The 24,424-nt window shown below is 58.5% G+C and carries 19 protein-coding genes and 3 tRNA genes; 6 read left to right on the top strand and 16 right to left on the bottom strand.

What is annotated here, in order from left to right; all coding sequences use genetic code 11:
* Window positions 1-225: 225 nt before the first annotated feature.
* From I2H19_RS08585 to I2H19_RS08510, 16 genes are all read right to left on the bottom strand, one after another.
* Entirely contained in the window at window positions 226-1,758 is a 1,533-nt protein-coding gene (locus I2H19_RS08585) for a SpaA isopeptide-forming pilin-related protein (protein ID WP_271759850.1), read from the bottom strand.
* Window positions 1,759-1,864: 106 nt separating this feature from the next.
* A complete protein-coding gene (locus tag I2H19_RS08580; protein ID WP_195622377.1) occupies window positions 1,865-5,599 on the bottom strand; it encodes a Spy0128 family protein in 3,735 nt (1,244 codons plus the stop codon).
* Between the two features lie 425 nt (window positions 5,600-6,024).
* Window positions 6,025-7,863 (bottom strand): translational GTPase TypA, encoded by a 1,839-nt coding sequence (gene typA, locus I2H19_RS08575; RefSeq protein WP_195622376.1) that lies wholly within the window; start codon window positions 7,861-7,863, stop codon window positions 6,025-6,027.
* Between the two features lie 117 nt (window positions 7,864-7,980).
* Window positions 7,981-8,430 (bottom strand): hypothetical protein, encoded by a 450-nt coding sequence (locus tag I2H19_RS08570; RefSeq protein WP_055287538.1) that lies wholly within the window; start codon window positions 8,428-8,430, stop codon window positions 7,981-7,983.
* A gap of 30 nt (window positions 8,431-8,460) precedes the next feature.
* Complete coding sequence (locus I2H19_RS08565) at window positions 8,461-8,832, bottom strand: hypothetical protein (RefSeq protein ID WP_195622375.1); 372 nt, start codon at window positions 8,830-8,832, stop codon at window positions 8,461-8,463.
* Window positions 8,833-8,850: 18 nt separating this feature from the next.
* Window positions 8,851-9,351 carry a bifunctional nuclease family protein gene (locus I2H19_RS08560; RefSeq protein ID WP_195622374.1) on the bottom strand — a complete coding sequence of 167 codons (501 nt, stop codon included), beginning with the start codon at window positions 9,349-9,351 and terminating at the stop codon, window positions 8,851-8,853.
* A 159-nt stretch (window positions 9,352-9,510) separates the two neighbouring features.
* Window positions 9,511-9,587, bottom strand: a tRNA-Ile gene (locus I2H19_RS08555).
* Between the two features lie 4 nt (window positions 9,588-9,591).
* A tRNA-Ala gene (locus I2H19_RS08550) sits at window positions 9,592-9,667 on the bottom strand.
* 67 nt (window positions 9,668-9,734) lie between these two features.
* Window positions 9,735-9,811, bottom strand: a tRNA-Ile gene (locus I2H19_RS08545).
* A 195-nt stretch (window positions 9,812-10,006) separates the two neighbouring features.
* A complete protein-coding gene (gene gyrA, locus I2H19_RS08540) occupies window positions 10,007-12,718 on the bottom strand; it encodes a DNA gyrase subunit A (RefSeq protein ID WP_195622382.1) in 2,712 nt (903 codons plus the stop codon).
* 41 nt (window positions 12,719-12,759) lie between these two features.
* On the bottom strand, window positions 12,760-14,790 hold the full coding sequence (gene gyrB, locus I2H19_RS08535) for a DNA topoisomerase (ATP-hydrolyzing) subunit B (protein ID WP_195622373.1): 2,031 nt from the start codon (window positions 14,788-14,790) through the stop codon (window positions 12,760-12,762).
* A 105-nt stretch (window positions 14,791-14,895) separates the two neighbouring features.
* Window positions 14,896-15,459 (bottom strand): DciA family protein, encoded by a 564-nt coding sequence (locus tag I2H19_RS08530; RefSeq protein ID WP_271745847.1) that lies wholly within the window; start codon window positions 15,457-15,459, stop codon window positions 14,896-14,898.
* Window positions 15,446-16,552 carry a DNA replication/repair protein RecF gene (gene recF / locus I2H19_RS08525; protein WP_195444043.1) on the bottom strand — a complete coding sequence of 369 codons (1,107 nt, stop codon included), beginning with the start codon at window positions 16,550-16,552 and terminating at the stop codon, window positions 15,446-15,448. The genes I2H19_RS08530 and recF overlap by 14 nt, the downstream gene beginning before the upstream one ends.
* Before the next feature lie 9 nt (window positions 16,553-16,561).
* On the bottom strand, window positions 16,562-17,665 hold the full coding sequence (dnaN, locus tag I2H19_RS08520) for a DNA polymerase III subunit beta (protein WP_195622372.1): 1,104 nt from the start codon (window positions 17,663-17,665) through the stop codon (window positions 16,562-16,564).
* Between the two features lie 238 nt (window positions 17,666-17,903).
* Complete coding sequence (locus I2H19_RS08515) at window positions 17,904-19,628, bottom strand: DnaA ATPase domain-containing protein (RefSeq protein WP_324252743.1); 1,725 nt, start codon at window positions 19,626-19,628, stop codon at window positions 17,904-17,906.
* A gap of 15 nt (window positions 19,629-19,643) precedes the next feature.
* Complete coding sequence (locus tag I2H19_RS08510; protein WP_195622371.1) at window positions 19,644-20,996, bottom strand: ATP-binding protein; 1,353 nt, start codon at window positions 20,994-20,996, stop codon at window positions 19,644-19,646.
* A gap of 345 nt (window positions 20,997-21,341) precedes the next feature.
* Here I2H19_RS08510 and rpmH point away from each other — a divergent pair, with 345 nt between their 5' ends.
* The 6 genes from rpmH to rsmG all read left to right on the top strand — a co-directional run bounded on the left by rpmH (window position 21,342) and on the right by rsmG (window position 24,304).
* Window positions 21,342-21,476 carry a 50S ribosomal protein L34 gene (gene rpmH, locus I2H19_RS08505; RefSeq protein ID WP_019127408.1) on the top strand — a complete coding sequence of 45 codons (135 nt, stop codon included), beginning with the start codon at window positions 21,342-21,344 and terminating at the stop codon, window positions 21,474-21,476.
* Window positions 21,477-21,496: 20 nt separating this feature from the next.
* On the top strand, window positions 21,497-21,835 hold the full coding sequence (gene rnpA, locus I2H19_RS08500; RefSeq protein ID WP_006236191.1) for a ribonuclease P protein component: 339 nt from the start codon (window positions 21,497-21,499) through the stop codon (window positions 21,833-21,835).
* Window positions 21,832-22,056 carry a membrane protein insertion efficiency factor YidD gene (yidD, locus tag I2H19_RS08495; protein WP_082222962.1) on the top strand — a complete coding sequence of 75 codons (225 nt, stop codon included), beginning with the start codon at window positions 21,832-21,834 and terminating at the stop codon, window positions 22,054-22,056. The genes rnpA and yidD overlap by 4 nt, the downstream gene beginning before the upstream one ends.
* 29 nt (window positions 22,057-22,085) lie before the next feature.
* Window positions 22,086-22,856, top strand: coding sequence for a YidC/Oxa1 family membrane protein insertase (locus tag I2H19_RS08490; RefSeq protein WP_022093803.1), 771 nt, complete (start codon window positions 22,086-22,088; stop codon window positions 22,854-22,856).
* 44 nt (window positions 22,857-22,900) lie between these two features.
* Window positions 22,901-23,470, top strand: coding sequence for a Jag family protein (locus I2H19_RS08485; protein WP_195622370.1), 570 nt, complete (start codon window positions 22,901-22,903; stop codon window positions 23,468-23,470).
* A gap of 102 nt (window positions 23,471-23,572) precedes the next feature.
* Entirely contained in the window at window positions 23,573-24,304 is a 732-nt protein-coding gene (gene rsmG / locus I2H19_RS08480; protein ID WP_271745849.1) for a 16S rRNA (guanine(527)-N(7))-methyltransferase RsmG, read from the top strand.
* The last annotated feature ends 120 nt before the right edge of the window (window positions 24,305-24,424 follow it).

Here is a 24,424-nt window from a genome sequence, read left to right as displayed (position 1 = left end):
GCCGTTTGGCCCCACCCGCATAGCGGGTGGTTTCTGATGCGGCGCGCTGCGCGCCCCGCACAGGCTAAAGCCCGTAACGAGGCGGGGCACTCGGTCATATCGACCGGGTGCCCCGCTTTTCATGGAGGGTTCTCTAGTAACTTTTTCAAAACCAATGATCATCAGGTCGGTAGGCCTACGCATCACTCGCTACGGAGGCAGTTCGCCATTGAGCAGAGGGGATAATTATTTTTCACGGCGACCTCCTCCCCGCTTGATGACGAGCGCGACAACAATAACCGCCACTCCGATGGCAGCCAAAACCGCCACTAGCACCAACGTTCTATCTCCCGTCGAGGGCATAAAGCCTCGACTTGCTTCTTTGCTTGGGGTGTTGAGCACCGACAGCTCAATCGAACCCGTCCCGGCATCGGCGGTATCAACCCGCAGAGGGCTTTCGGCCGACACGGTCACCTTGGGCTTCGCGACTGCAACCTGTTTAACGTCCAATCCCTCGGCCGTAACCGTCACCGTACGTTTGCCTTCAAAGGCGGTGTAGCCCTTGGGAGCCGCGACCTCCTCGACGGTGTAGACACCCGCGTCAACACCGCTCAATTCCACATGGCCATCCGCGCCCGTGGTGACGCACGCGTCGGCATCCGTCGACCACGAGCCGTCGGTCGTTAGGATGCGCCCGCGGTCATCGATGATGCGCAATTTGGCGCCCGCGAGCGGTTTATCGTCCGAGCTTGAGCGCTTGATGAGGCTGAGTCCCCAGGTGTAGGCGCACGCGTCATCGCTCGGCGTGCGGGTGAAGCCGGCGTCACCGGACTGGTCGGCAAAGGGAGAGCGCGGGTAGCGCAGGTAGACCTCGTTGGGGTTGCCCTTCGCGATGCCGTGGTTGCATGCGCTGCTGAGCGGCGCATTGTACACGGCGACCACGCGGGCGCCCGCGGTAAAGGCGTCGGCCCCGCCGAGCGCGGCGATCAGGTCGCCGGTGCGCACGGTGAAGGTCTTACCGTCGACCGAGACCCCGCACTGGGCCGTGATGTCGGTCCAGCCCTTCGCGGGCTCGGTGCCGGCGCGGCCGTCCTTGCCGGTCGGGACGGCGTCAAAGCCGCCGTCCGCGCCCGCCGCCACGTACACGCGCATGCTCGCGGCCACCTTGGAGGGGTCGAGTCCCGCGCCCATGGTGTCGACGAACCGCACCGTATAGGTGTCGTAGGCCGTGAGCCCGGCCGGGACCGTAGCCGAGAGGCGCCAGTACAGGTCGTCGGCGACCGTGGCGTCGGCGGCCTTCTGCCATGCAGTGGTGCTGTCCTCCAGCACGTGCTTGGCGACCTTGGGCGTCGCAGCCTTGGGCTTGACGGTGACGGCGCTGCCGCCGACCAGGGCCATGATCGGCGCGGTGCCGGCCTCGCCCTGGGCGATGGCGTCGTCGTCGGCGACGATGAGCCAGTAGCCGCAGGGCAGCTCGGCCACCGTGCCCGCGTTAAGGGCCACGGAAGGGACGCCGGATCTGCAAATTGCTCTGGCGAGTTTTGTCGCCAGAGCGGTCGTCATGTGTCCGTCGCCATTCATCCATTCGGCAGCCTCTTGCGCCGTCGATGCCGAGCTATCAAGCCCCACGTCATGAAGCACCGGGAGAACGGCCTGGCAAACGGCATCATTCGCCCACGTTACGTCAGTTGCAATTTTTTGGTCAGTATCGGCGTCGTCGACAACGGTCGCCGAAAAGAGCCGGTACGCGTCATACCGCGTCGCAACCGTACCGTCCACCGTAATGGCTCCAGTGCCTGCCGCGCGGGCCATCCCGGGCAACATCGCAAAAGAGAGCATTGCGACCGTAACTATTGTCGCGATAGCCAACAAGCGGCGGCAAAGCCTACTCACGGCTACCACCTCGACCTTGATCGCGATGGCGACGAGTATGCATCCATGTCGCAGCAAAACACAGCATCGAAGCACCAGCTAAATACGTCATAGTCAAACCAGCCCCGCCCGCCTCAGGTAGCGTGGTCGAATACTTGTTGATAAAAGTCGGCGGCACCTGGGAGTCATCGTCATACTTGACGACGGTGTCGAGCTGCTCATTTTTATTGTCGATAGTCACGTTAACCGTGACATTGTGCCCGACTGTGTCGTAAGTGATGTGGTCCTTGACGTTGTTCTCGGCGCCCTCGGGGACGACCTCAGAGATGGTGTAAGTGTAGGTATCGGCCTTGTTGTAGTCGACGTTGAAGGAGACATTGCCCTCGGCGTCATTAGTCACCGTCTGGAGCACCTTGCCCTCGGCATCCTTGAGCTCGAACGAGAACTGTCCCGCCTTGAAGGTGCCACCTTCAAGCACTTTCTTTGCTTTAATAACCGCAGAGCCCGTTAGGCGATTGTCGTAGATCCAGATCTCGTCCTTTTTGTCATCGCCGATGATTTCGGAGTCTTTGACGATGCTCTTCGCTTTATTGAGCTCAGTTTGATACTCCTCATCGTCAGCATTGCCCTTAAGCATGATCCACGTGGGCGCCGCCGCGGCATAGCCGTCAGGCGCTTTCGTCTCCACGAGCTGGTAGAGCACGCAATTTACCATCGCCTTGCCTTCTGCGCCAAACGAGATTTTGCCGTTGGCGTCGGTGGGGACGGCTTCAAACTTAGTCCTTGCATTCTCGATACCCACCGTTGCAACCTGGTCCATATTCACGCTGTAGAGCGTAAACTCCGCACGCTCGAGCGTCGCACCGACCTGCTGGGCGTCGTACTTGGTCATCGTGATGCCGTAGCCGTTGCCACCTGCGCTGGCAGAAGCTTTTTTAATTTCCCATGTTTGATCATCAGTCGCAGAACCGTCCTTCACACCCGTAAGCATGGCGGTATTGGAAAGAGGAACCTTGTTGCCAGGATTTCCGCTCGGGATGACCTCGTACTCGACCTTGAGGTATTTCTCATCGGGCACGTTAAGTGTCAATCTCGTACATGAGCCAGATTCGTTGTTGACCTGCTCCATCTTTGACGAATAATCCTTATCGGCCAGCTCAGACCAATCGTTGTTCACGCGCTCATAGACCTTAAGCGTCGACGGCACCAGCGCGCACTTGGCATCCATGGTATCGACGAGCTCAAGGAAGTCGGTGCCATTTTTAAGGGCAACGGCAGACTCGTTAACAAGAATGGTGTATTTGATGCGATTGCTATTGGCAACCTGCTCGCCGGACTTTTTGATGACGTTGTTCTTAATGATGACGTCACCTTTACCGGAATCGAACTTTTTAACTCCTGACCCCGCGCTGGCCTTGTTGGTGAACTTCACCTCGTTTGTGGAGGTATCGAGCTCACCGCGCTTGACCGCCGTCTTGTACGTGAGCTTTGCGTAGCCGGCATAGCTTTCAAGCTCAGTCGTGGGGATGGAGAAGGTGACCGTATTGCCGTTGCGGCTGACGTTGTCGGCGGCGAGCGTCCGACCCGTAACGACCTCCTTGGCCTCGCCTCCGCGATGAAGCCCCGTATGTTTATCATAGGGGTTCTGCACGAGCGTATACTTTGCGGAATTCGCAACATAGCTCATACCATCCGGAAGGCTATCAACGATATTCAGCGGTTTCCCGCCCAGCTTTCCAGCTCCATAGTATTCGAACTCGCCATTTGCGCCCTTATTACCCTTTTGGCGGTTTGCATACACCGTCCAGTCGACGTTCCAGGCGCCCTTCTCATCCGAGCCGTCAACGGTATGCCAATCGAAGTTCTCAACCCAAGACACCTTCGACTCCGCTTCCGGCTTCTCGACCGCGGGCATCGTTTCTCGGTTGACAACGTACTTGATGGGTTCGGTGAACGGCCACTGTAGTCTCAGGCCCGGTGCTTCGACCGCTGCGAAGTTTGAGTACCAGCCCGACAGCGCTTCTGATGTAGTGTCGTAGGTGATAACGGCGTAGTCCTCGTTCTCGAGAGCGGCTTTCACGTTGTCGGTAACGATGATCTTGAGGTCGTAGTTTTTCTTTGTTTCATTACCCGGATAGCTGGTCGTTGGTCTCCAGTCGGTGCCCGGAACCAGCTCGGTATTGCCGATTTTAATGGTAATGGAGCTTTCGTCGACACCAAGTTTCTGCGACCATGCCGACTGAAACGTGTCCTTCACCGTCACCTCGCCTGGATGGGCCGCATTGACGATCGCCTTCAGCGCGACCTTCGTCTCCCACGTCGCCCTGCCCGTCGTCGCCGCCTCATCGTATCTCACGAGCCTCTTGGTGATCGGCACAACACCCGTCAGCTGCGGCGTGAAACTGCCATCATCCGTACCGGAAACGGAACCTTTGCGCTCGATGGTCGCGCTGTTGCGCACGGTGTCGTACGAGCTCGTATCGTTCATCTTGGTGTGATAAACGATGCAGTAGGTGGCGTACTTATCCTCAAGGTTGTTCGGGAACGTATGGGAAAAGTAATTATCCTTAGGTTCAAGTTTTCTTTCACAAATCTTGACTCCGCTCGCCTCCGAGTCGCCTTTGTAAACCGCAAAGTTGCCCGTATACGTCTGTTTTCCGTCCAGATTATCGGTGAACATGTATCCGCTCATGTCGGCCTTGAGCTTGCCTTGGTTGAGCTTGACCGTCCACTTGATGTCCGACGGCGTGCCTGAGCCATTGGACTTCTTGATCATGTCATAGCCGAATGTAACAGGCTCAGCCGTAGCTGTTCTGTTATCGCTGTCGCTTGAGCCAGCCCAATTCCACGTTGCCGTATTCTCAGCTTTGATCAAATCGCCGCCGTTCGCGGCAACGCCGCTCTTCAGCACCGTATCGTACGTGATCGTGTGGTTGCCCCGGGAAAGGTTGCCCAGGCTGTCGAGGGTTACGACCTGGCCGTCGATCATCGGCTGGGAGTCAAGCTTCTTGCCGTCGAGCTTGAAACTGTCGTTCACAAAGTCGAAGTTGTCGCCCAGCGTATCAGTGAAGCTAACGTCCGTAGCATACGACTCTACGGTAAGCGTAACAGTCCAGGTAACCTTGGCCACGCCATCTGCGCCCTGGGAGAAGGTCCCCGACTTCGTCCCCGTGACTTTGCCGTCCTTGATAGGGATTTTGATCGTTCCCACACCAGGGAACACGACAGATGCGTTGCCGCCTGAGCTGGTGTCCTTGTCTGCAAGCTCGAACGACAAATTGGCTCCGACATAAATCTCCGCAGGGTTTGACGCAAGCCAGTTTTTGTCAAACGCAAAGATGACCTTATTGTCCTTAATCTTCCACGTGCCAGCCTTGGCGGCAGTGGCTTCCGAACCCTCCATGAGGTCGCCGCCGTCGTTGTCGTCAACGACAATGGTGTCGGGCAGCTTATAGACAGCGATGTTCTTCTCGGGCGTAGGCGCCTTGCCGCCTTTGAATTGTGCCGAGAAAGCTCCATAGAGCGTCGAAGTGGACGTTACGGGATCCTCGAGCTTTTGAGTATGGTGCTCATCGGTATACAGCCTGACATCAACCGTCGCCGTATCCCCATCGATCGCAATCGGATCGGGCTTCGCAACGTCATCGGCGCGCACGGGGGCCGCACCGTAAAACACTGCGGCGGTGAGGCAAATCAAAATGAAAATCAGAGCCGCCATACCCAGCGACCGTGAGCGGTGTACGTCCATAGTTGTCCCCTAATTCCTACAACACAGTGTGGAATACGGCGAATCGTCGGATCGAACACAAGCCCCAACATCAACGAGAACCTACCTAGCGCATTGCAAGAACCCATTGGGGAGCACCTTCTAAGATGGTTCGTCTATGCCACAATGCATAAAATAATATATAGATACCAATCATGTAAACCGCAGGTCAATAGGTCTTTTAATTTAATACCAGTTGATATTTATCTGTTAACAGTTTTGCATCATACCGGCTATATTCAGTGGAATTATGTATATGTTTAAACAACTTTACTTTGGCTGGGAAGCCAATCGGAGGGATAGTCGCCCCAGCTGCGGTGCAAACTAACCCGTCCCCCTTGCACCAAAAAGGGCGCCGACCATCGCGGTCGACGCCCTTTCTTATTGGCGGTTATAAGCCCCAGCGCTTATTTGTTGACTTGGCCGGCGCGGACGGCAGCCTTCTTGCGGTCGGTGGCGTTGAGCAGACGCTTGCGCAGACGAATGTTCTTGGGAGTAATCTCGACCAGCTCGTCGTCGGCGATATACTCCAGCGCCTCCTCCAGCGAGAAGGTGCGGGGCGGCACCAGCTGGACGGAGATATCGGAGGTCGAGGAACGCTGGTTGCCCAGGTTCTTGGTACGGGCGATGTTGACGACCATGTCGCCGGCCTTGCTGCGCTCGCCCACGATCATGCCCTCATAGCACTCGGTGCCCGGCTCAACAAACAGCTGGCCGCGCTCCTGCAGCGTACCCAGGGCATAGGCAACGGCCTTCTCGGTGGTCATGGAGATCATGGCGCCGTTCTGACGGTTACCGATCTCACCGGCGTAAGGACCATACTCCAGGAAGGTGTGGTAGAACACGCCCTCGCCGTGGGTGACGTTCATGATGCGGTTCTTAAGACCCATGATGCCGCGCGTCGGAATCTTGAACTCGAGGTGCGTCACGATGCCCGAGGTGTCCATGCTCGTCATGATGCCACCGGAGGTACCGAAGACCTCAACGACCTTGCCCGAGTACTCGTCCGGGCACTCGACGACGGCCTGCTCGACAGGCTCCATCTTGTTGCCGTTCTCGTCCTTCTTAAACAGAACACGGGGACGGCCGACCTGGAACTCAAAGCCCTCGCGGCGCATAGACTCCATCAGGACGGACAGGTGCAGGATGCCGCGGCCCGAGACCTCGACGCCGCTCTTGTCCTCGAGCTCCTCGATCTTCATGGTCACGTTGTTCTCGGCCTCGTTGAACAGGCGCTCCTTGAGCTGACGGGCGCCCACGATGTCGCCGTCGCGACCGACGAGCGGGGAGGTCGAAGCCTCAAAGACGATGGACAGGGTCGGCGGGTCAATCTCGATGGGCTCGAGCTCGACGGGGTTCTCGGGGTCGGTGTAAACATCGCCGATATCGGTGCGGTCGATACCCACGACAGCAGCGATATCGCCGGCGCCGACTTCCTGGCACTCAGTGCGACCCAGATAGTCGAAGGTAAAGAGCTGCTTGACGGTAGAGGTGGCGCTGGAGCCGTCGTTCTTGACGACCAGAATCTGGTCGCCCTGGTGGATGGTGCCGGAGTACACGCGACCGATGCCGATACGGCCAACGAAGTTGGAGTGGTCGATAGTCACGCACTGCATGGCCAGCGGGGCGTTCTCGTCAACCTCGGGCGCGGGCATGTCGTCGATGATCATATCGAGCAGCGGGTACATGTCCATGTTGCCATCCTCGGGATCGAGGCGGGCAAAGCCATTCATGGCGCTGGCGTAGACCACGTGCTCCATGGCGAACTCAAGCTGGTCGTCGGTGGCGCCCAGGTCGGCCATGAGGTCCAGGCAGTCGTTGTAGGCCTTCTCGGGGTTGGCGCCCGGACGGTCGATCTTGTTGATGACGATCATGATCTTGAGGCCGGTGTCGATAGCGTGACGCAGCACAAAGCGGGTCTGGGGCATGGGGCCCTCAAAGGCGTCGACCAGCAGCAGGGCGCCGTCGGCCATACGCAGCACGCGCTCGACCTCGCCGCCAAAGTCGGCGTGGCCCGGGGTGTCGATGACGTTGATCTTGACGTCCTTGTACTCGATAGAGATGTTCTTGGCGAGAATCGTAATGCCGCGCTCGCGCTCCTGGTCGTTGGAATCCAGGACGCGGTCCTCGACCTGCTGATTGGCACGGAAGGCGTCCGTGGCACGCAGGAGCTTATCGACCATCGTCGTCTTGCCGTGGTCGACGTGGGCGATGATGGCGATGTTTCTCAGATTGTCTACGCGCATGTAGTTCCCCTATCTTCTATCTATACACAAACGGCACGCGTATGCGACCCGCCTAGCAACACAACGCTCGGCGGGAATATTGAGCCTTTTACCGAAAACTCGTTTATTTTAGCGATTTTAGATGAGAGGGGTTTCCTCACCTGCAGGTTCAGGGTCGCTCCACATAAAACCATCGCCGGCGCCCATGCCCTCATACAGCACATATGCCGAAAAACCGCTCTCGAGCGTAGTCTCAAAGAAGCTCACGAGCAGAGCGTCGTGGTAGCCACCGTCAATCTCGACGCAGCCGGTATAGCCGATGGCATAGCGGACGATACGGCCCAGGCCCTCGTCCTTAAGACCCATCTTGTGCTCGGAGATAAAGTTGGTGGCCGCCTCGAGGCACGCCTCTTCGCCATCCTCATCGAGCGCCGCCAGATATCGGTTGGAAGCAGCGTCCTCGATCGCCACAACTACGCCCGGATTCTCGCCGGCGGCAAGGTCGTCCAAGAACGCGCCGATCAGATCGCACACCATGGCGTCGAGCTCGGCGGAGACGTTACCGGCATCCTGCATATCCTGTGCCATCTTTAGACCTTCCCATCGAGTCTGGCGTCGTTACAGTTCTTGCGCCTCGGCGGCGATCTTAGCAGCGGCATCGCGGGCGCGCATCATGTCCGCCGCGCGTTTGTCGAGCACCTTGATCTGGCTAGTCAGCATGACCGCATCGACCACGCCCCAGATCACCAGGCCCGTAGAGATCGAAAACCCAAGCGCACCAACTGTACCACGAAGGCGCGAACAGATTGCCGCGACAAGGGCGGAGATGACAACCATCTTGATAAACGAACCGCGGCGTTCGCGAAGCGTGCGGGCCTGCGTCACATAGGCAATGCGAGCCGCCTCAGAAGCCTCCGAGCGCATCTGGGCCTCGCGAGCGATCGCAGCCGCCTCGGCCGACATGCCGCCGGCCATCAGCGAACGCTCCACAACCTGGCCGCCCCGCATTTAGAAATCATCGGGGGAGAGCGTATGGACGAACTCGTCGAACTTCTCGAACTCCTGCTCGTCGTCAACTTCCTCGGCATGGGCAGAAACGGTACCCAGGCGATTCATGATGTCGTCCTCCACAAACATGGGGGCATTGCTGCGCACGGCAAGGGCAATGGCATCACTGGGGCGGGCGTCGATCTTGCGCTCGTCACCATCGGCCAGTACGACGATCGTCGCGTAGAACACCGGCGGCTCGGCGCGAACGATCTCGATGCGCTCGAGCTTGGCGCCCAGGGCGCTAACAGTATCGAGCAGCAGGTCATGGGTAATCGGGCGCTCGGCGCGGCCGCTATCGATGCCGCGGCTAATGGCAGCAGCCTCAAACGAACCAGTCTGAATGGAAAGGGAACGCAACGGCGCGGGCGAGTCCGATTTGCTGCAGCGCTCGCGAAGCACGATAAGCGATGGCACGGGACCGGCGGCCATGACGATGGTCTCTATGTCGACACGAACCATGGAACACCTCCGGTACGTAGCGGATAACACGCGGCAGGGTCGCCGCATTGAATAGCTATACTACCCAATCTTTCGCACAGCACACAAAACCAAAATGAGATTTATCGCAGACAAGAAAAAAGCCCCGAGGCAACGCCTCAGGGCTCTTCACAGTTTTGATGGTGGACCTGACAAGATTCGAACTTGTGACCTCCCGGTTATCAGCCGGACGCTCTAACCAACTGAGCTACAGGTCCATCATGGTGGAGGTTAGGGGGATCGAACCCCTGACCTCAGGCTTGCAAAGCCCGCGCTCTCCCAGCTGAGCTAAACCCCCACGGAGACAGTAATAAACACCCCAGCGGCGACTCGGCTCTCGCTGGGGTGTTTATTGCGAAAGAAAGTGGTGGACCTGACAAGATTCGAACTTGTGACCTCCCGGTTATCAGCCGGACGCTCTAACCAACTGAGCTACAGGTCCATCGCGCAAGGGATATATTAGACGAGTCGTTACGCGCGCGTCAACAACTTTTTTGAAAATCTTTGGAGGGGTTCGCCCCGGCCGCCGGGCGGCCGGGGCGAACGCGGGTCCCTAGGTTTTCAAAAAAGCGGTCGGCGCGCAGGTGCGCCGACCGCCGATATATGGGGTCTGATATTTTCTACCAGCTAGGGCCTCTTACTCGTCTAGGAGATCTTCTGGCATGTCGTTGCCGTCGCCTAGATCGACAGGGGTTTCTTCGGGGGCAGAGCCGTTTTCCGTGGCTTCACCTTCGGGCTTCTCTTTGGCGGCTGTCATGCGGGCTACGGCGCAGATGCGGTCGTTGTCGTCGACGGTCATCATCTTGACGCCCTGGGTGGCGCGGCCAGTCTGGCTGATCTCGTCGGTCTTGACGCGAATGACCGTCGCGCCTTCCGTCACGATGAACAGCTCGTGCTGCGGGCCCACCGTCTTCATGGCCGCGAGGTTACCCTTACGCTCGGTCATTTGGATGGTGTAGACGCCTTGGCCACCGCGATTCTGCTCCGGGTAGTCCGCGACCGGCGTGCGTTTGCCGTAGCCGCGCTCGGTGATGACGAACAGATCGCCGTTGCCGTTAGTGACTTCCATGCCCAGAACGCTCACGCCGTCCTTCATACCGATACCGCGAACGCCGCTGGTATCGCGGCCGGTGGCGCGCACCTGCTCCTCGGAGAACATGATCGCCTTGCCCGCGGTGGTGGCCAGGATAATCTTGTCACCCTCGCGCACGCGGCGCACGTTCAGCAGCGCGTCGTCGTCACGCAGGTTGATAGCGATCAGGCCGTCGCGACGGCTGCGGTCGTATGCGCTCATCACGGTCTTCTTGACCATGCCACTCTTGGTGGCAAACATCAGGTACTCGTCGGCCGGGAACTCGCGGCAGCTGATGACGCTCGCGATCTTCTCGCCCTCCTCGAAAGGCAGCAGGTTGACGATCGCGGTACCGCGCGCTTGGCGCGTACCCACCGGCAGCTCGTGCACCTTCAGGCGATAGACCTTGCCCTTGCTCGAGAAGAACAGCACGTACTCGTGCGTGGACGCGATGAACATCTCATCGATAACGTCGTCCTCTTTGAGGTTGACACCCGACACGCCCTTGCCACCGCGTTTCTGGGCACGGTAGGCGGCCACCGGAATGCGCTTGACATAGCCGGTGTGGGTGATGGTCACGACCATATCCTCGTCGGCGATGAGGTCCTCGACATCCAGGTCCTTCTCAACCTGGCTGATCTCGGTGCGGCGCTGGTCGCCGAACTTCTTGGAGATCTCGCGCATCTCTTCCTTGATGACGCCCAGGATCTTCTCCTCATGCGCCAGCAGGTCCTCGTAGTAGGCGATGGCGCGGCGCAGGCCGTCCAACTCTTCTTGGATCTTGTTGCGCTCCAGGCCGGTCAGGCGGCGCAGCTTCATCTCGAGGATGGCCGTGGTCTGCTCGGGCGTAAAGCCAAAGCGCTCGATCAAGCGGCTGCTGGCCTCGGAATCAGTCTGCGAGGAGCGGATAATGCTGATGACCTCGTCGATATGGTCAAGGGCCATCAGGTAGCCCTCGAGGATATGCGCGCGGGCCTGGGCCTTCTTAAGGTCAAAACGGGTGCGGCGAGTGACGACGTCGACCTGGTGGTCGATGTAGTGCTGCAACATCTCGCGCAGGCTCAGGCATTTGGGAACGCCGTTGACGAGCGCCAAGTTGTTGGCGCCAAAGGTCGTCTGCAGCGAGGTGTACTTATACAGATTGTTGAGTACGACCTGCGGAATGACGCCCTTCTTGAGCTCGATGACCAGGCGGATACCCTTCTGGTTGGACTCATCGCGCATATCCGAGATGCCCTCGATGCGTTTGTCGTTGACGAGCTGGACGATCTTCTCCTGCAGGGTGCCTTTGTTGACCATGTAGGGAATCTCGGTAAAGACCAAGCGGCTGCGGCCGGTCTTGGTGGACTCCACATGTGCCTTGGCGCGCACGGTAATGGAGCCGCGGCCGGTCTCGTAACTCTGCTTAATGCCGGCGCTGCCCATGATGATGGCGCCGGTGGGGAAGTCCGGACCGGGCATGATCTGCATGAGCTCGTCGACGGTGGCGTCGGGGTTGTCGATCAGGTAGCAGGTGGCCTCGATCGCCTCGGTGAGGTTATGCGGGGCGATGTTGGTGGCCATGCCGACGGCGATGCCCTGGCTGCCGTTGACCAGCAGGTTGGGGAAGCGCGCAGGCAGCGCCACGGGCTCGGCGAGCGATTCGTCGTAGTTGGGCTGCCAGTCGACGGTATCCTTCTGCAAGTCACGCAGCAGTTCCATGGCGGGCTTTGCCAGACGGCTCTCGGTGTAACGCATGGCCGCCGCGCCGTCGCCGTCGATGTTGCCGAAGTTACCGTGACCGTCGATGAGCGGCGTGCGCATGGAGAACCACTGCGCCAGGCGGACCATGGCCTCATAGACCGCGAAGTCGCCATGCGGGTGGTACTTACCGATAACTTCGCCGACCGTCCAGGCCGACTTCTTGTGTGGGCGGTTGGGGTAGATGCCGCTCTCGTTCATCGCGTACAGAATGCGGCGGTGCACCGGCTTTAAGCCATCGCGCACGTCCGGCAGGGCGCGCGCCGTGATGACCGACATCGAATACTCGATAAACGACTGCTTCATCTCGCGACCGAACTCCGAAATCTGGAGCTGGCCGCCATTGATATCCTCGCCGGCCGAGGCGCCGCGATCGACTTCGCCAAAGCTCTCCTCGAGCTCGCCGTCGTCGTCCTCTTCCTCGTCATCATCGGCATCGGGGTTATAGGCGTCCGGATCGCCGTCCTCGCCCTGCTCAGCACGGGCAAGCAGGCGCTTCAGATCGTCGGGCATGCCGGCGTCGCCGGCCTCGCCCATACCCTCATTGTTGTTGATATCGTCTGCCACGTTACCTCCTCTTAAGCATCAAGGAATCGTGCATCATGTGCGTGCTTCTCAATGTACTCGCGGCGATAGCCGACCTCGGAACCCATCAGCTCGCGCACGGCGCGGTCCGCCACCACGGCGTCCTCGATCGACACACGCTGCAGGATGCGGGTCTTGGGATCCATCGTCGTCGAGGCAAGCTGCTTGGGATCCATCTCGCCCAGACCCTTGTAGCGCTGGACGGTATAGCCCTTGCGCTTTTTGGTGATCTTGCCGTCCTTGGCCTTGCCGTCCTCGTCGTTATCGTCGGGGTTCAGGCCCAGGCCCTGGATGGTGTCGCGCAGGATCTCGTCTTCGGGCTGGCGGCCGTTGGGATACACGTAGTGGATCTTGTTGCGCACCTTAATGCCAAAGATGGGCGGGCAGGCAACATAGACGTACCCGGCATCGATCAGCGGACGCATGTACTTGTAGAAGAACGTCAGCAGCAGGATGCGGATGTGTGCACCGTCGACGTCTGCATCGGTCATGATGATGATCTTGTGGTAGCGCGCCTTGCTGATATCGAAGTCGCCGCCGTCGCCGGCGCTCGTCGTGACGCCGCAGCCGATCGCGGTAATCAGCGACTGGATGGTGTCACTCGAGAACGCACGGTGGTCGCCCACGCGTTCGACGTTCAAAATCTTGCCGCGCAGGGGCAGAATCGCCTGGATGTCTCGGCGACGGCCGTCCTTGGCCGAACCGCCTGCCGAGTCGCCCTCTACGATGAAGAGCTCGGTCAGCTCGGCATCGCGCACCGAGCAGTCGGCGAGCTTACCGGGCAGGGACGCCGTCTCGAGCAGGCTCTTGCGACGGGTCGCTTCGCGCGCCTTGCGGGCGGCATTGCGCGCCTTGCAGGCCTGTTGCGCCTTCTTGACGATCTCGCGAGCGGGCTTAGGGTGCTCCTCGAGGTAATCGGCAAGGCCGTCGGTCACGATCTTGAGCGTGAGCGCGCGCATATAGGAGCTGCCGAGCTTGGCCTTGGTCTGGCCCTCAAATTGCGGGTCGGGCAGCTTGACCGAGATAACGGCCGAAAGGCCCTCGCGCACATCGTCGCCGGTCAGGTTGGCGTCTTTTTCCTTGAGCAGGTTCTGCTTGCGCGCGTAATCGTTGATCACGCGGGTGAGCGCGGTGCGGAAGCCCTCAAGGTGCATGCCGCCCTCGGGGGTGTAGATGTCGTTGGCAAACGACATGACGTTCTCGCCGTAGCCGCTATTCCACTGCAGGGAAACCTCGACCTCGCCCATCTTGGTCACAGGCGCGTCCGGGTCCGATTTGCCCTCAATGTAGATGGGCTCCTTAAAGGCCTCGGGGACGTCCTTGCCCTCGTTGAGGAACTTGACGAAGTCGATGATGCCGCCCTCGTAGCAAAACTCCTCCACGTGGGGAGTCGCCTCGCGCTCGTCGGTCAGCACGATCTTGAGGTTCTTATTGAGGAACGCCGTCTCCTGCAGACGGTTGTGCAGCGTATCGAAATCGTAGATGCAGGTCTCGAAGATCTCGTCGTCGGGCCAGAAGGTGACGGTGGTGCCCGTCGAATCCGAGGTGCCCACGACCTCCATCTTCTTGACGGTCTTGCCGCGCGAGAACTCCATCTCGTAGGTGTTACCATCGCGACGAACCTGAACGACCACGCGCTTGGACAGTGCGTTGACGACGGAGATGCCCACGCCGTGCAGGCCGCCCGAGACCTTATAGGCCGAGTTATCGAACTTACCGCCGGCGTGCAAGATCGTCATGACGACCTCGAGCGTCGGGATCTTTTTAACAGGGTGCTCGTCGACGGGGATGCCGCGCCCGTTGTCGACGACCGTGATGGAGTTGTCGGCGTGGACCGTCACCTGGATCTCGGTGCAGAAACCGGCCATGGCCTCGTCGACGGAGTTGTCAACGATCTCCCACACCAGGTGATGCAGACCGCCGGCGCTCGTCGAGCCGATATACATGCCCGGGCGCTTACGAACGGCCTCGAGACCTTCGAGAATCTTAATCTCGCCGCCATCGTAATCGTTTTCGTTTGCCACACGTCCTCCTTCAGTCAAGAAAATGTGTACAGCCTTACTAGTTTATCGTAAAAAAATACCCTCGGGAACGAGGGTATTTGGCTCTACAAGGCCACCAGATGCGATTTAAGGCTCTTTTTTGCTTTGCACGCCCTTGGCCCACTCGGCACTGGCTCTCATGGCATTCTCGAGGGCCTCGCGCAGTTTTTGGTCTTCGATGGGCGCCACTTGGCGCTCAATCTCGGTGCGCTCGGCCTCACTGAGGTCGGCGTGCGGGGCCGACGGGCGCTCGGTCGTCGCCGGGCGCAGGCGCTCCTTGGCGGCGGGCGGCGTGTGACCGGGCGCGGTGGTTTTGAACACCAGACCGTCCACATGCGCACCGGCGCGCTCCATGCGCGCGCGAATGATCTCGCGCAACAGCGTCATTTCCTGCGTCCACGAGGGCGAATCGAGATATACCAGCAGCTCATTGGACTCGGGCAGGTAGCGCAAGCCCGTCACATGCCGCCCCTCGCGCGTGCCCGAGCACACCGCGTTCCACGCGCGATAGACCGCGCGCGACTCCTCGGCAGCCTCCATCTGCGCGCGGCGCTCAGGTGTCGCGGCCGTCAGGATGCGCTGACGCTCTGCGTTCAAAAATCCACTGAAGGCAACCGTTTCGCTCTCGCGCTCGTAATTAGCACGTCTCACCCATGCTCACCACCTTGGCTCGATCAAGCAGGTCATCGGTAAAGTACCCCAGGTTGGTCGTGGTTATGACCGTCTGGATATCATCGCCGATCAGCCGCAGGAAAGCACCGCGGCGTTCGCCGTCGAGTTCGCTCATCACGTCGTCCAAAAGCAGCAGTGGGGCGGTGCCCAGGACATCGCGAGCCACGGCCACCTCCGCCACCTTCCAGGCCAAAACCAACGTTCGCTGCTGACCTTGGCTGGCAAATGAACGGGCGGAGCGGCCCGCCACGGCAAACTCAATCTCATCGCGATGCGGTCCCACCAACGTCACGCCGCGGCGAATTTCCTCGTCGGCGCGCTCATCAAGGGCAGCCAGCATGCGCTCGTACGCCCAGCCCTTCAGCTCTTCGCGATCCTCGACCTGGGGCAAATCCCCCAGCGTGGACGCATAGGACACGTTGGCGGCTTCACCGGACGCCACTTGCCCGTAGGCAGTACGCACATGGCCCGCCAGCCGGTCGAGCAGGGCCAACCGGTGCACGAGCAGGGCCGAGCCCGCGCGGGCAATCGAATCGTTCCACGCGCCGAGCATCTCGCGGCAGCACCAGGTCTCCTTGAGCAAGGCGTTACGCTGGGTCACGCAGCGCCCATAGGCGCTCGCAAGATCGGCATAGCGTGCGCTCAGCTGCATGCCAAAGTCATCGAGGGCGGCGCGGCGCACACTGGCGCCTCGCTTAACCATGTCCAGATGGTCGGGGCAAAACAGCACACTCGGCAGAACGCCGCGCACACCGGCGGCAGAGCATCTCTTGCCGTTGCGGCTAAACGAGCGCTTACCGTCCTCCGCGCTCAATCCCATATCAAGTACGCGGCCGTCGCCCTCGAGCCTCAGCTCGGCCTTGCACGAGCCCACGCCGTCATGGACGAGCTCGGCTGCGGTCGGATGCCTAAACGAGGCGCCGCTCGTCAGCAGCTGCAGCGCCTCTATAAGATTGGTCTTTCCCGCCGCGTTGGGTCCCGCAAGTATCGTCACGCCCTCGTCCAGGGCAAGGCGATAGCTATCGAAGCTGCGGTAGTGCGCGACGGAAAGATCGCGGGCGAACATGGTCATGGCGCAGCGCTAGATGCGGACCGGCATGACCAGGTACAGGTAGTTGATCTTGTCGTAGGACTTGAAGATGCCCGCCTGCGAGTAGCTCTTGAGCTCCAGCGTGATCTCCTTCTCCTTGGACAGGGCATTGAGGCAGCCGAAGATGTAGTGGTAGTTGAAGGCGATGGTGCCCGACTCGCCCTCGGCCTCGACATCGATCGTCTCCTGCGCAAGGTCCTGGTCATTGGAAATGGAGGACAGGCCCATCTGCCCGTTCTCGACATCGATCTCGAACTTGACGGTGGGGTTGGCGCTCGCGATAACGGCCACGCGTTTGAGGGCGGCGTTAAAGGCGGCGACGTCAATCTTGACGCTCGTCACGCACGAATCGGGGATGAGCTGCTTGTAGTTGGGGTACACGCCCTCGATGCGGCGAGACACGTAGGTGGTGTTGCCGGCCTCAAAGACAACCTGGGTGTCAGTAGCCCCGATCATGATGGTGGCCTGGCTTGCCATGATGTTCAGCGCGTCGTTAAAGGCATCGGCCGGAACGTTGAGCTCAAAGGAGCCCTCGAGGGTCGAGGTCTCGACCTGCGTATCGCACACGGCCAAGCGGAAAGAATCGGTCGCCACCAGGCGAACGGTGTTGTTCTCGACCTTCATGTGCACGCCACCCAGGATGGGGCGGGCCTTGTCGGTCGAGGTGACGCGCCACACGCGGCCGACCATTTCGGACAAGATATCGGTCGGCAGCTCCACGGCACTCTCGATGGCATAGGCCGGAAACTCGGGGAAGTCATTGACATCGAGCGTGTTCAGGCGGAAAGAGCTCTTCTCGCAACCAATCAGCACCTGGCGCTCGGACAGCTCAAAGGTGACCGGGGCATCGGGGAGGGTCTTGGTGATATTGGAGAGCATCTTACAGGGGATAACCATCTCGCCCTCTTCCTCGACATGCGCCGCGATGCGATGACGGATCGAGATGGTGTAGTTAGAGGTCTGGAATTCCAAGATGCCGTCTTGCGCCTTGACGAGCACGCCCGACAGGATGGGAAGGGTGGACGCCGAAGCGACACCCTTCATAACGACGCCGATGGCTTGTGTAAGCGAGCTCTGACTGACGGTGAACTTCATCTTTTAATACCTTTCTTTAGATATAAATATCTTAATAATAGTAATAGCACTGACGAAACTGTTGATTACTCCCAAAGACGCAGGTCAGACCCAGAAAGAAAATCGACAGTAACCTGTGTGCAACGGGGGTGGTTTTCCACGTTCAAAACCTGCGCAAAACTTTTCATCACCGTGGGTTGGGTTTTAGACACCTTATGCCCGTGGTTTTGACAAGTTTTCAACAGGTGTCTCTATTTCCCTACGAGCGCAGTGTAATTTTATCGCGCAGCGACTTGAGGTCTTCGGTGACGGTGCGGTCTTCCTGGATCATCTTCTGGACCTTTTTGTAACTCGTGCTGACGGTCGAGTGGTTGCGGTTGCCAAATTCGGCGCCCACCGCCGTGGTCGTCATCTCGCACATCTCGATGGCCAGATAGATGGCAATGTGGCGTGCCTTGGCGATATTGGCGTTGCGTCGCGGGCCGATGAGCTCCTCGTGCGTCACGCCGTACTGCTCTTCAATGACGGACTGAACCGTTTGCACGTTGATCTTTTTGGCCGATGTGTCGAAGTACTGGCTGGCGATGGCGTCGATATCGTCAAAGGTGAGCTCCCCGCCCTCGCGCTCGCGGTCGCCCGCCTCGCCGGCGCAGCGCTCGCAAAAGCTCTCGAGTTCGCGGATGTTGGTGCCCGAGACTTCGGCCATGTGTTTAAAGTGCTCGTCGGTCAGGTGCCCGCCGTCGCCCCCATAGGCCGCCAGCAGCGAGTCGTCGCCTGCCTCGGGAGCGGCGACGATGGTGTTCTCGTAATAGCGCTGCAAGATCTTGTATTTCATCTCGTAGCTGGGCTCTGCGACCAGGCAGAGCATGCCGGCGTTGAAGCGGCTGGTCAGACGCTCATCCATGCTCAGGTCCTTGGGGGCGCGGTCTGCCGCGATGACGACCTTCTTGTTGTTGCGGATGAATTCGTCCATGAGCTGGAAGAAGTAGTCCACGCTCGCGCGCTTGCCGATGATGTTTTGGATGTCATCGATGATGAGCACGTCCACGCCGTGGTACGCCTGCATGATGGGGGCGTTGCTCTTCTTTTGGCGGTCGAACTCGGTCATCAGGTCGTCCAGATATGCCTGGGAGTTGGCATACTTGACCTTGATCTCGGGCGACTTCTCGGCGAGCTCGTTTTTGATAGCGAGCAACAGGTGGGTCTTGCCCAGGCCCGATTTGCCGTAGATGAACAGTGATGTGCACGTGCTGCGCTCGTCCGCGAGGGCGGCAAACTTGAGTGCCGAGCGATAGGCATGGCTGTTCTCGGGGCCGTAGACAAAGTTCTCAAAGGTAAATTTTGAGTTCGCGGCGAGCGGGGCTCCATCCGTATTCTGCTCGGCCGGCACGGTCGGTGCTGGCATGGGTGAAGCGGGGGTCGCAGCTTGCGTGGATTTAGTCGGCGCTCCACCCTTCATCTGGTTCATCATGCGACGAAAATCATCGGCCGAGAGCGTGTTCTTGATTGCGATGCCCGAATCAGCGCCCGCCGCTGCGTCGTGAGCGATGGGCATGTGCGTGACGGGTGCGCTCGTTGACGTCGCTGCCGCTGTCGGCAACGGTGCCATGGTTTCACGGGAAACATCGCTGCGCTGGTGCTCGATTGTCGGCACGTCGCCTGCGGAGGCCGGCACCGCCGGGGAAACAGCGGGAGCCGTGGCGGGCGCCGTCGCGACAGCGGATTCCGTCGCGGCGCCTTGCGGTGCCACGATGTCGAGCGCAATCGGTGCAAAGGCGATTTCTTCCAGATAGGTCTCAATAGTCGGCTGATGCTTTTTGAGCTGCGCGATGGCAAAGCGCGAGGGGGCCTCGATCGTGAGCGTATCTTCGGTCAGGCTTATGGCGCGCGATTGCCCCAGCATGTTGATGAGGCGTGCATCTTGGCCGTCGCGCTGGCAAAAGGCGATGGCATCCCCCAGGATGATGCTTGCTTCCTCGTCCACTGTCTCTCCCGTTCTTTAGCTCTGAGCTCGCACGCGAGCGGCGCCGAGTTCGGTCAGATGGTATTTCTGGCCATGCTTGATGACCAAGCCGGCCTGCGCCAAGTCATTGAGCGTGCGTGACCAAGTGGGGGCCGAGTTTCCAAACGCCCTCGCCAGATCGGTTGCACCGCACGCTTGATTTTGCGCCAGATAGCCCAGCGCGGCGTTGCCGCGATCGCTTACGAACACGTCCGGTTGTGGCTGTGCATACTGATTTGCTGCATTAGGATACATCATTTGAGCTGCTGGTTGTTGAGAACTCTGCATCGGCGGCATTTGCTGTTGAAAACTTTGAGGCCACTGTTGGTAAGGCTGCAGAGGCATCTGTTGGGCCCAGGGGTTGTACTGCTGCTGCGGCATCTGCTGGTACGGCTGCTGATATCCCTGCTGGTACTGCTGCGGGAACTGCTGGCCATACCCCAGTGGCGGCATCTGCTGATATGGATATCCCCGTTGGTACGGCTGATAGCCCATTTGCTGGCCACCCGGTGCCCCCGTCGCCTGCTGCATTGCTGCTGCATCCTGATCTGCCAGCGGCATGGCCTCTGGCATGTTTGGCGTCATCGACATCGAAGTCGCCTGGGGCTCTTGTGTGGGAAGCATTCCGGGCTGCTGCATCTGCCCCACGGGGGGCTGCATCTGCTGCGTTGCCATGGGCTGCTGCGCAAAAGCTCCCGGCAGGGGATATGTGGGCTGCTCCGTCTCGGGCCGCACGGCAGCACCGCGTCCGCCGGCACGCTCGATTTCCTGCACGCGTTTAGGGTTCAGGCTTACCGTAACCACGGTGCCGTTGCCCATGTTGTCCTCGATGGATACGGCACCGCCGGCGTTTTCCAAATACTCCTGCACCATGGGAAACCCTGCTCCGGTTCCACGGATATAGCGCTTCATCTTGCTGTTTGCGCTGGTAACGCCAAAGTCGAAAGCGCGTTCCTTGTCGTCGATGCCGGGTCCTTGGTCAGCAAAGCGGATGGTGTCTCCGCCGTCCAGAATCGAGATGATGGGCTCTGCAAAGTGTGCGTGGATAAAGTTTTCGACAATCTCGCGGATGACCATGAGCGAGATATGGCCACCTTGTTCTTTCATGCACTGGTAGACGGTGTTGGTCGTCTCTTCCAAATACGTGCGGACATCTTGCGGATCAATGACGATCACCCGCGGTGTCGACAGCATGTCGTCATAGACGGCGATGCGCGCGGCGTACATGGCTTTTGGCGCCTGCGTGGTCGTCTGCTCGCCTTCCGCACGCTCTTCGCGCACGCCGGTGATGTGCTCGTTGTCGGGTGCCGGGTCTCCGGAATCGACCATGGTGTAAAAGTCGTCAGACATGCCGCTCGCAATCTTTCAAAAGGTTTCGAACAAATAGTAGCTCACCGTGCAACGTTTCTCATCTTTCGACAACTTTTCAAAACTTGTTGAAAACTTTGGAAAACGGGCGAAAAGTTCTCAACATTGCCAACATGACCTGTTGAAAACTCGATGAAATATCGTGAAAGGTTGCCATGAGGCGCAAATTTCGGTTGTGCTTATGGGGGAACCGTGTGAACTGCGCAACCTTTTACCTTTGATTTCTTGACATTTGAACATTGATTTCCCTACAATCTTCAAGCTCACGTGTCTATATCTGCGTCCGCGTCCCCGCGGACACTCGAAATGCAGCAGGAGGAACTTAAGATGAAGCGTACGTATCAGCCTAATAAGCGTAAGCGTGCCAAGACCCATGGCTTCCGTGCCCGTATGGCCACTAAGGGTGGTCGTGCTGTGCTCGCCCGTCGTCGTGCCAAGGGCCGCAAGCGTCTCACTGTCTAGCAGCGATACACACATCTCGCATGAAGACTATTAAGTCTCGGCAAGATTTCGAGCATGTGTTCAGTCAGGGGCGTCGTTTCAATCACCCTCTGATTCGAATGACCATATGTGAATCGGTTGGCGAAGGCGACTCCGGAAGGGTCGCCTTCGTTGGTGCTAAACGGCTCGGTTGCGCTGTCGTGCGCAACCGTTCTAAGCGTGTGATGCGCGAGGCCGCTCGCAGCTGTGGATTTCCCGTTGCGGGTTATGACATCATCTTGTTCGCAACTCCCAAGACGAGGGTTTCCTCGCCGCAGGAGATGGACAAGGCGTTGCGTTCGCTTATGAAACGCGCCGGCGTTGCCGGGGAGGAGCGATGAGCAATCACGTTTTGCGACGTGTTGCCATCGCTCCTATTCGCATATATCAACAGGTTATTTCGCCCTTATTGCCTGACGCCTGCATTTATTACCCAACGTGCTCGCAATACGCCATCCAGGCGATTGAGAAGCACGGTGTTTTGAGAGGCTGCTGGCTTGCCGTGAGGCGCATCGCTCGCTGCAATCCCCTGCACGTCGGCGGTTATGACCCTGTGCCCTAGCGGGCACTCGCTATCGGAGGAAAACTTACATGTGGGATTGGATCGTTAACATCCTTTTCGAGCTGCTCAAGCTCATCCAGACCTTTGCGGTCGACTGGGGCCTGTCCATCATCATCCTGGTGGTCATCATCCGTCTGCTGCTGACGCCGCTCATGCTCAAGTCGACCAAGTCGACGGCTCGCATGCAGGTGCTGCAGCCCAAGATGCTCGAGATCCAGGAGCGCTATGCCGACGATCCTCAGCGTCAGGCCGAGGAGATGCAGAAGTTCTACAGCGAGAACAAGTTCAACCCGATGGCTGGTTGTTTGCCGCTGTTGATCCAGATGCCTGTCCTGTTCGCCCTGTTTACGTTGCTGCGCAACCTGCCGCAGTACTTTAACGACGGCACGTTCTCGTTCTTCAACATCCTGCCCGACCTGACCACCACGCCGAGCGCTTCCTTTGCCGATGGCTTTATGGTTGCGCTGCCTGCGCTGGTCTGCCTGATTCTGTTCGCCGTCCTGACCCTGATTCCGCAGCTCTATATGTCGCGCAACCAGACCGGCCAGCAGGCTCAGAGCATGCGTATGATGGCCGTTGTCATGACGGTCATGATGCTTTGGATGGGCTGGAGCCTTCCCGTTGGTGTTCTGCTGTACTACGACGTCTCGTCTGCTTGGCAGGTTATCCAGCAGATTTTTGTGACGCAGAAGGTCATCGACAAGGCGAAGGCCGATGAGGAGGAGCGTCTTAAGAACGCTCCGCTGCAGGTTGAGGTCACTCGTCGAGAGAAGAAGCCGCGCCCGCACAAGAAGAAGTAACGGGATATCAATCTTATTTAGGTACCTAACTTTTGGAGTACGTTATGTCTGAAGTGATCATCGAGGATATGCTTGAGGAGGTTGCCCCGCAGGTCGCGGGCGATTATCCCGAGATTGCACAGCGCTACAAGGCTGGTGAAGAGCTGACCGATGAGGAGCTCGACACCATTGCCGATGTTGCGATTTCCATCCTGCGTTCCATCCTTTCGCACTTCGATGCCGCCAACTCTCCTATCGATGAGTATGAGGGCGACGAGGGTGAGCTGATTTTGGATGTAACGGCTCCCGACCTTGCTGTTCTCATTGGCCGTCACGGTCGCACCCTTGATGCCCTTCAGGTTATGTTCTCTTTGCTGGTGAGCCGCAAACTTGGCTTTAGGTATCCGGTTGTGGTGGACGTAGAGGGATACAAGAGTCGCCGTCAGGACAAGGTTGCTTCCATGGCCCAGTCTGCTGCCGAGCGTGCCATCCGCACTCATAAGAGTGTTTCGCTTCCGCCCATGAATGCCTACGAGCGTCGACTGGTTCACATTGCACTTCGTGGCAATGATGCCGTCGATACTCATTCTGAGGGTTCTGACCCTGATCGCCATGTGGTGATTGTTGCTCGATAATCTTCTCGAGCTTATGCTAAGGGGACGTGGTTTCCACGTCCCCTTTTTTTTGTCAAAAGTTCTCGATACACTGATTTTTGTCAGAAAGGAGTCGTCTTGTTTGTGTTGACTGATGAGCAAGCAAACCAGATGCTTATCCGTCTTGCTTCGTATTGCAAAGACTATTCATTGAAGGTTTCCGATGACGAGCTTCGGGCCTGTATTCAGCACCTGGATCTTGTATTGGAGACCAATAAGGCTACTAATCTTACGCGCATTCTGAATGTTGACGATGCTGCAGTTCTTCACATTCTGGACTCACTTGTATTACTTCCTTATATCAATAAGGCCCCTGAGGGTGCGCTGCTTGATATGGGTACTGGTGCTGGTTTCCCTGGTATTCCTCTGACTATTGCCAGTGGCCGTAAGGCAACCTATATCGATTCAGTTGGTAAGAAAGTTGATGCTGTTAACTCTTTTGTTAAGAGCCTTGGCCTGAAGCACGCCCATGCTGTTCATGATCGTCTAGAAGAATATGCACGTTCTCATAAGAAGCAATTTGCTGTTGTTACTGCTCGTGCACTTGCTCCGTTCCCGGTTCTTGTTGAATATGCTTCTCCTTATTTGAAAGACGGTGGACTCTTTGTCATTACTAAGGGCAATCCCACAGATGAAGAGCTTGATTCTGGCGAGGCTGCTTCTAAGATCTGCGGCTTTACAGCGCTTTTCACCGATGAATTAGATTTGCCTGATGGCTTAGGGCATCGTGAGTTCATCATTCTTAAGAAGTCTCGTCCAGCATCCGTTACTCTTCCGCGTGCTAATGGCATGGCGAAGAAGAATCCGCTTGCTTAGATGTTTCACGTGAAACATAATGGATAGTGTCGACTCAAAATGTTTCACGTGAAACATCGTAGTTGATAACAAATCGGAATGTTTCACGTGAAACATCCTCCGTTTAACGGCATTAATACA

The sequence above is a fragment of the Collinsella aerofaciens genome, assembly GCF_015560135.1.
In the GTDB taxonomy this organism is placed as follows: domain Bacteria; phylum Actinomycetota; class Coriobacteriia; order Coriobacteriales; family Coriobacteriaceae; genus Collinsella; species Collinsella aerofaciens_AN.
Note: the sequence above shows the minus strand (reverse complement) of the source record. Positions and strands in the feature narration are given on the sequence as shown.

Coding starts and splice junctions, on each gene's coding strand:
- I2H19_RS08490 (WP_022093803.1), top strand. CDS start 22,086: ATGTGGGATTGGATCGTTAACATCCTTTTCGAGCTGCTCAAGCTCATC.
- I2H19_RS08485 (WP_195622370.1), top strand. CDS start 22,901: ATGTCTGAAGTGATCATCGAGGATATGCTTGAGGAGGTTGCCCCGCAG.
- I2H19_RS08560 (WP_195622374.1), bottom strand. CDS start 9,351: ATGGTTCGTGTCGACATAGAGACCATCGTCATGGCCGCCGGTCCCGTG.
- rpmH (WP_019127408.1), top strand. CDS start 21,342: ATGAAGCGTACGTATCAGCCTAATAAGCGTAAGCGTGCCAAGACCCAT.
- typA (WP_195622376.1), bottom strand. CDS start 7,863: ATGCGCGTAGACAATCTGAGAAACATCGCCATCATCGCCCACGTCGAC.
- rnpA (WP_006236191.1), top strand. CDS start 21,497: ATGAAGACTATTAAGTCTCGGCAAGATTTCGAGCATGTGTTCAGTCAG.
- dnaN (WP_195622372.1), bottom strand. CDS start 17,665: ATGAAGTTCACCGTCAGTCAGAGCTCGCTTACACAAGCCATCGGCGTC.
- I2H19_RS08580 (WP_195622377.1), bottom strand. CDS start 5,599: ATGGACGTACACCGCTCACGGTCGCTGGGTATGGCGGCTCTGATTTTC.
- yidD (WP_082222962.1), top strand. CDS start 21,832: ATGAGCAATCACGTTTTGCGACGTGTTGCCATCGCTCCTATTCGCATA.
- I2H19_RS08570 (WP_055287538.1), bottom strand. CDS start 8,430: ATGGCACAGGATATGCAGGATGCCGGTAACGTCTCCGCCGAGCTCGAC.
- recF (WP_195444043.1), bottom strand. CDS start 16,552: ATGACCATGTTCGCCCGCGATCTTTCCGTCGCGCACTACCGCAGCTTC.
- gyrA (WP_195622382.1), bottom strand. CDS start 12,718: ATGGGCGAGGCCGGCGACGCCGGCATGCCCGACGATCTGAAGCGCCTG.
- I2H19_RS08510 (WP_195622371.1), bottom strand. CDS start 20,996: ATGTCTGACGACTTTTACACCATGGTCGATTCCGGAGACCCGGCACCC.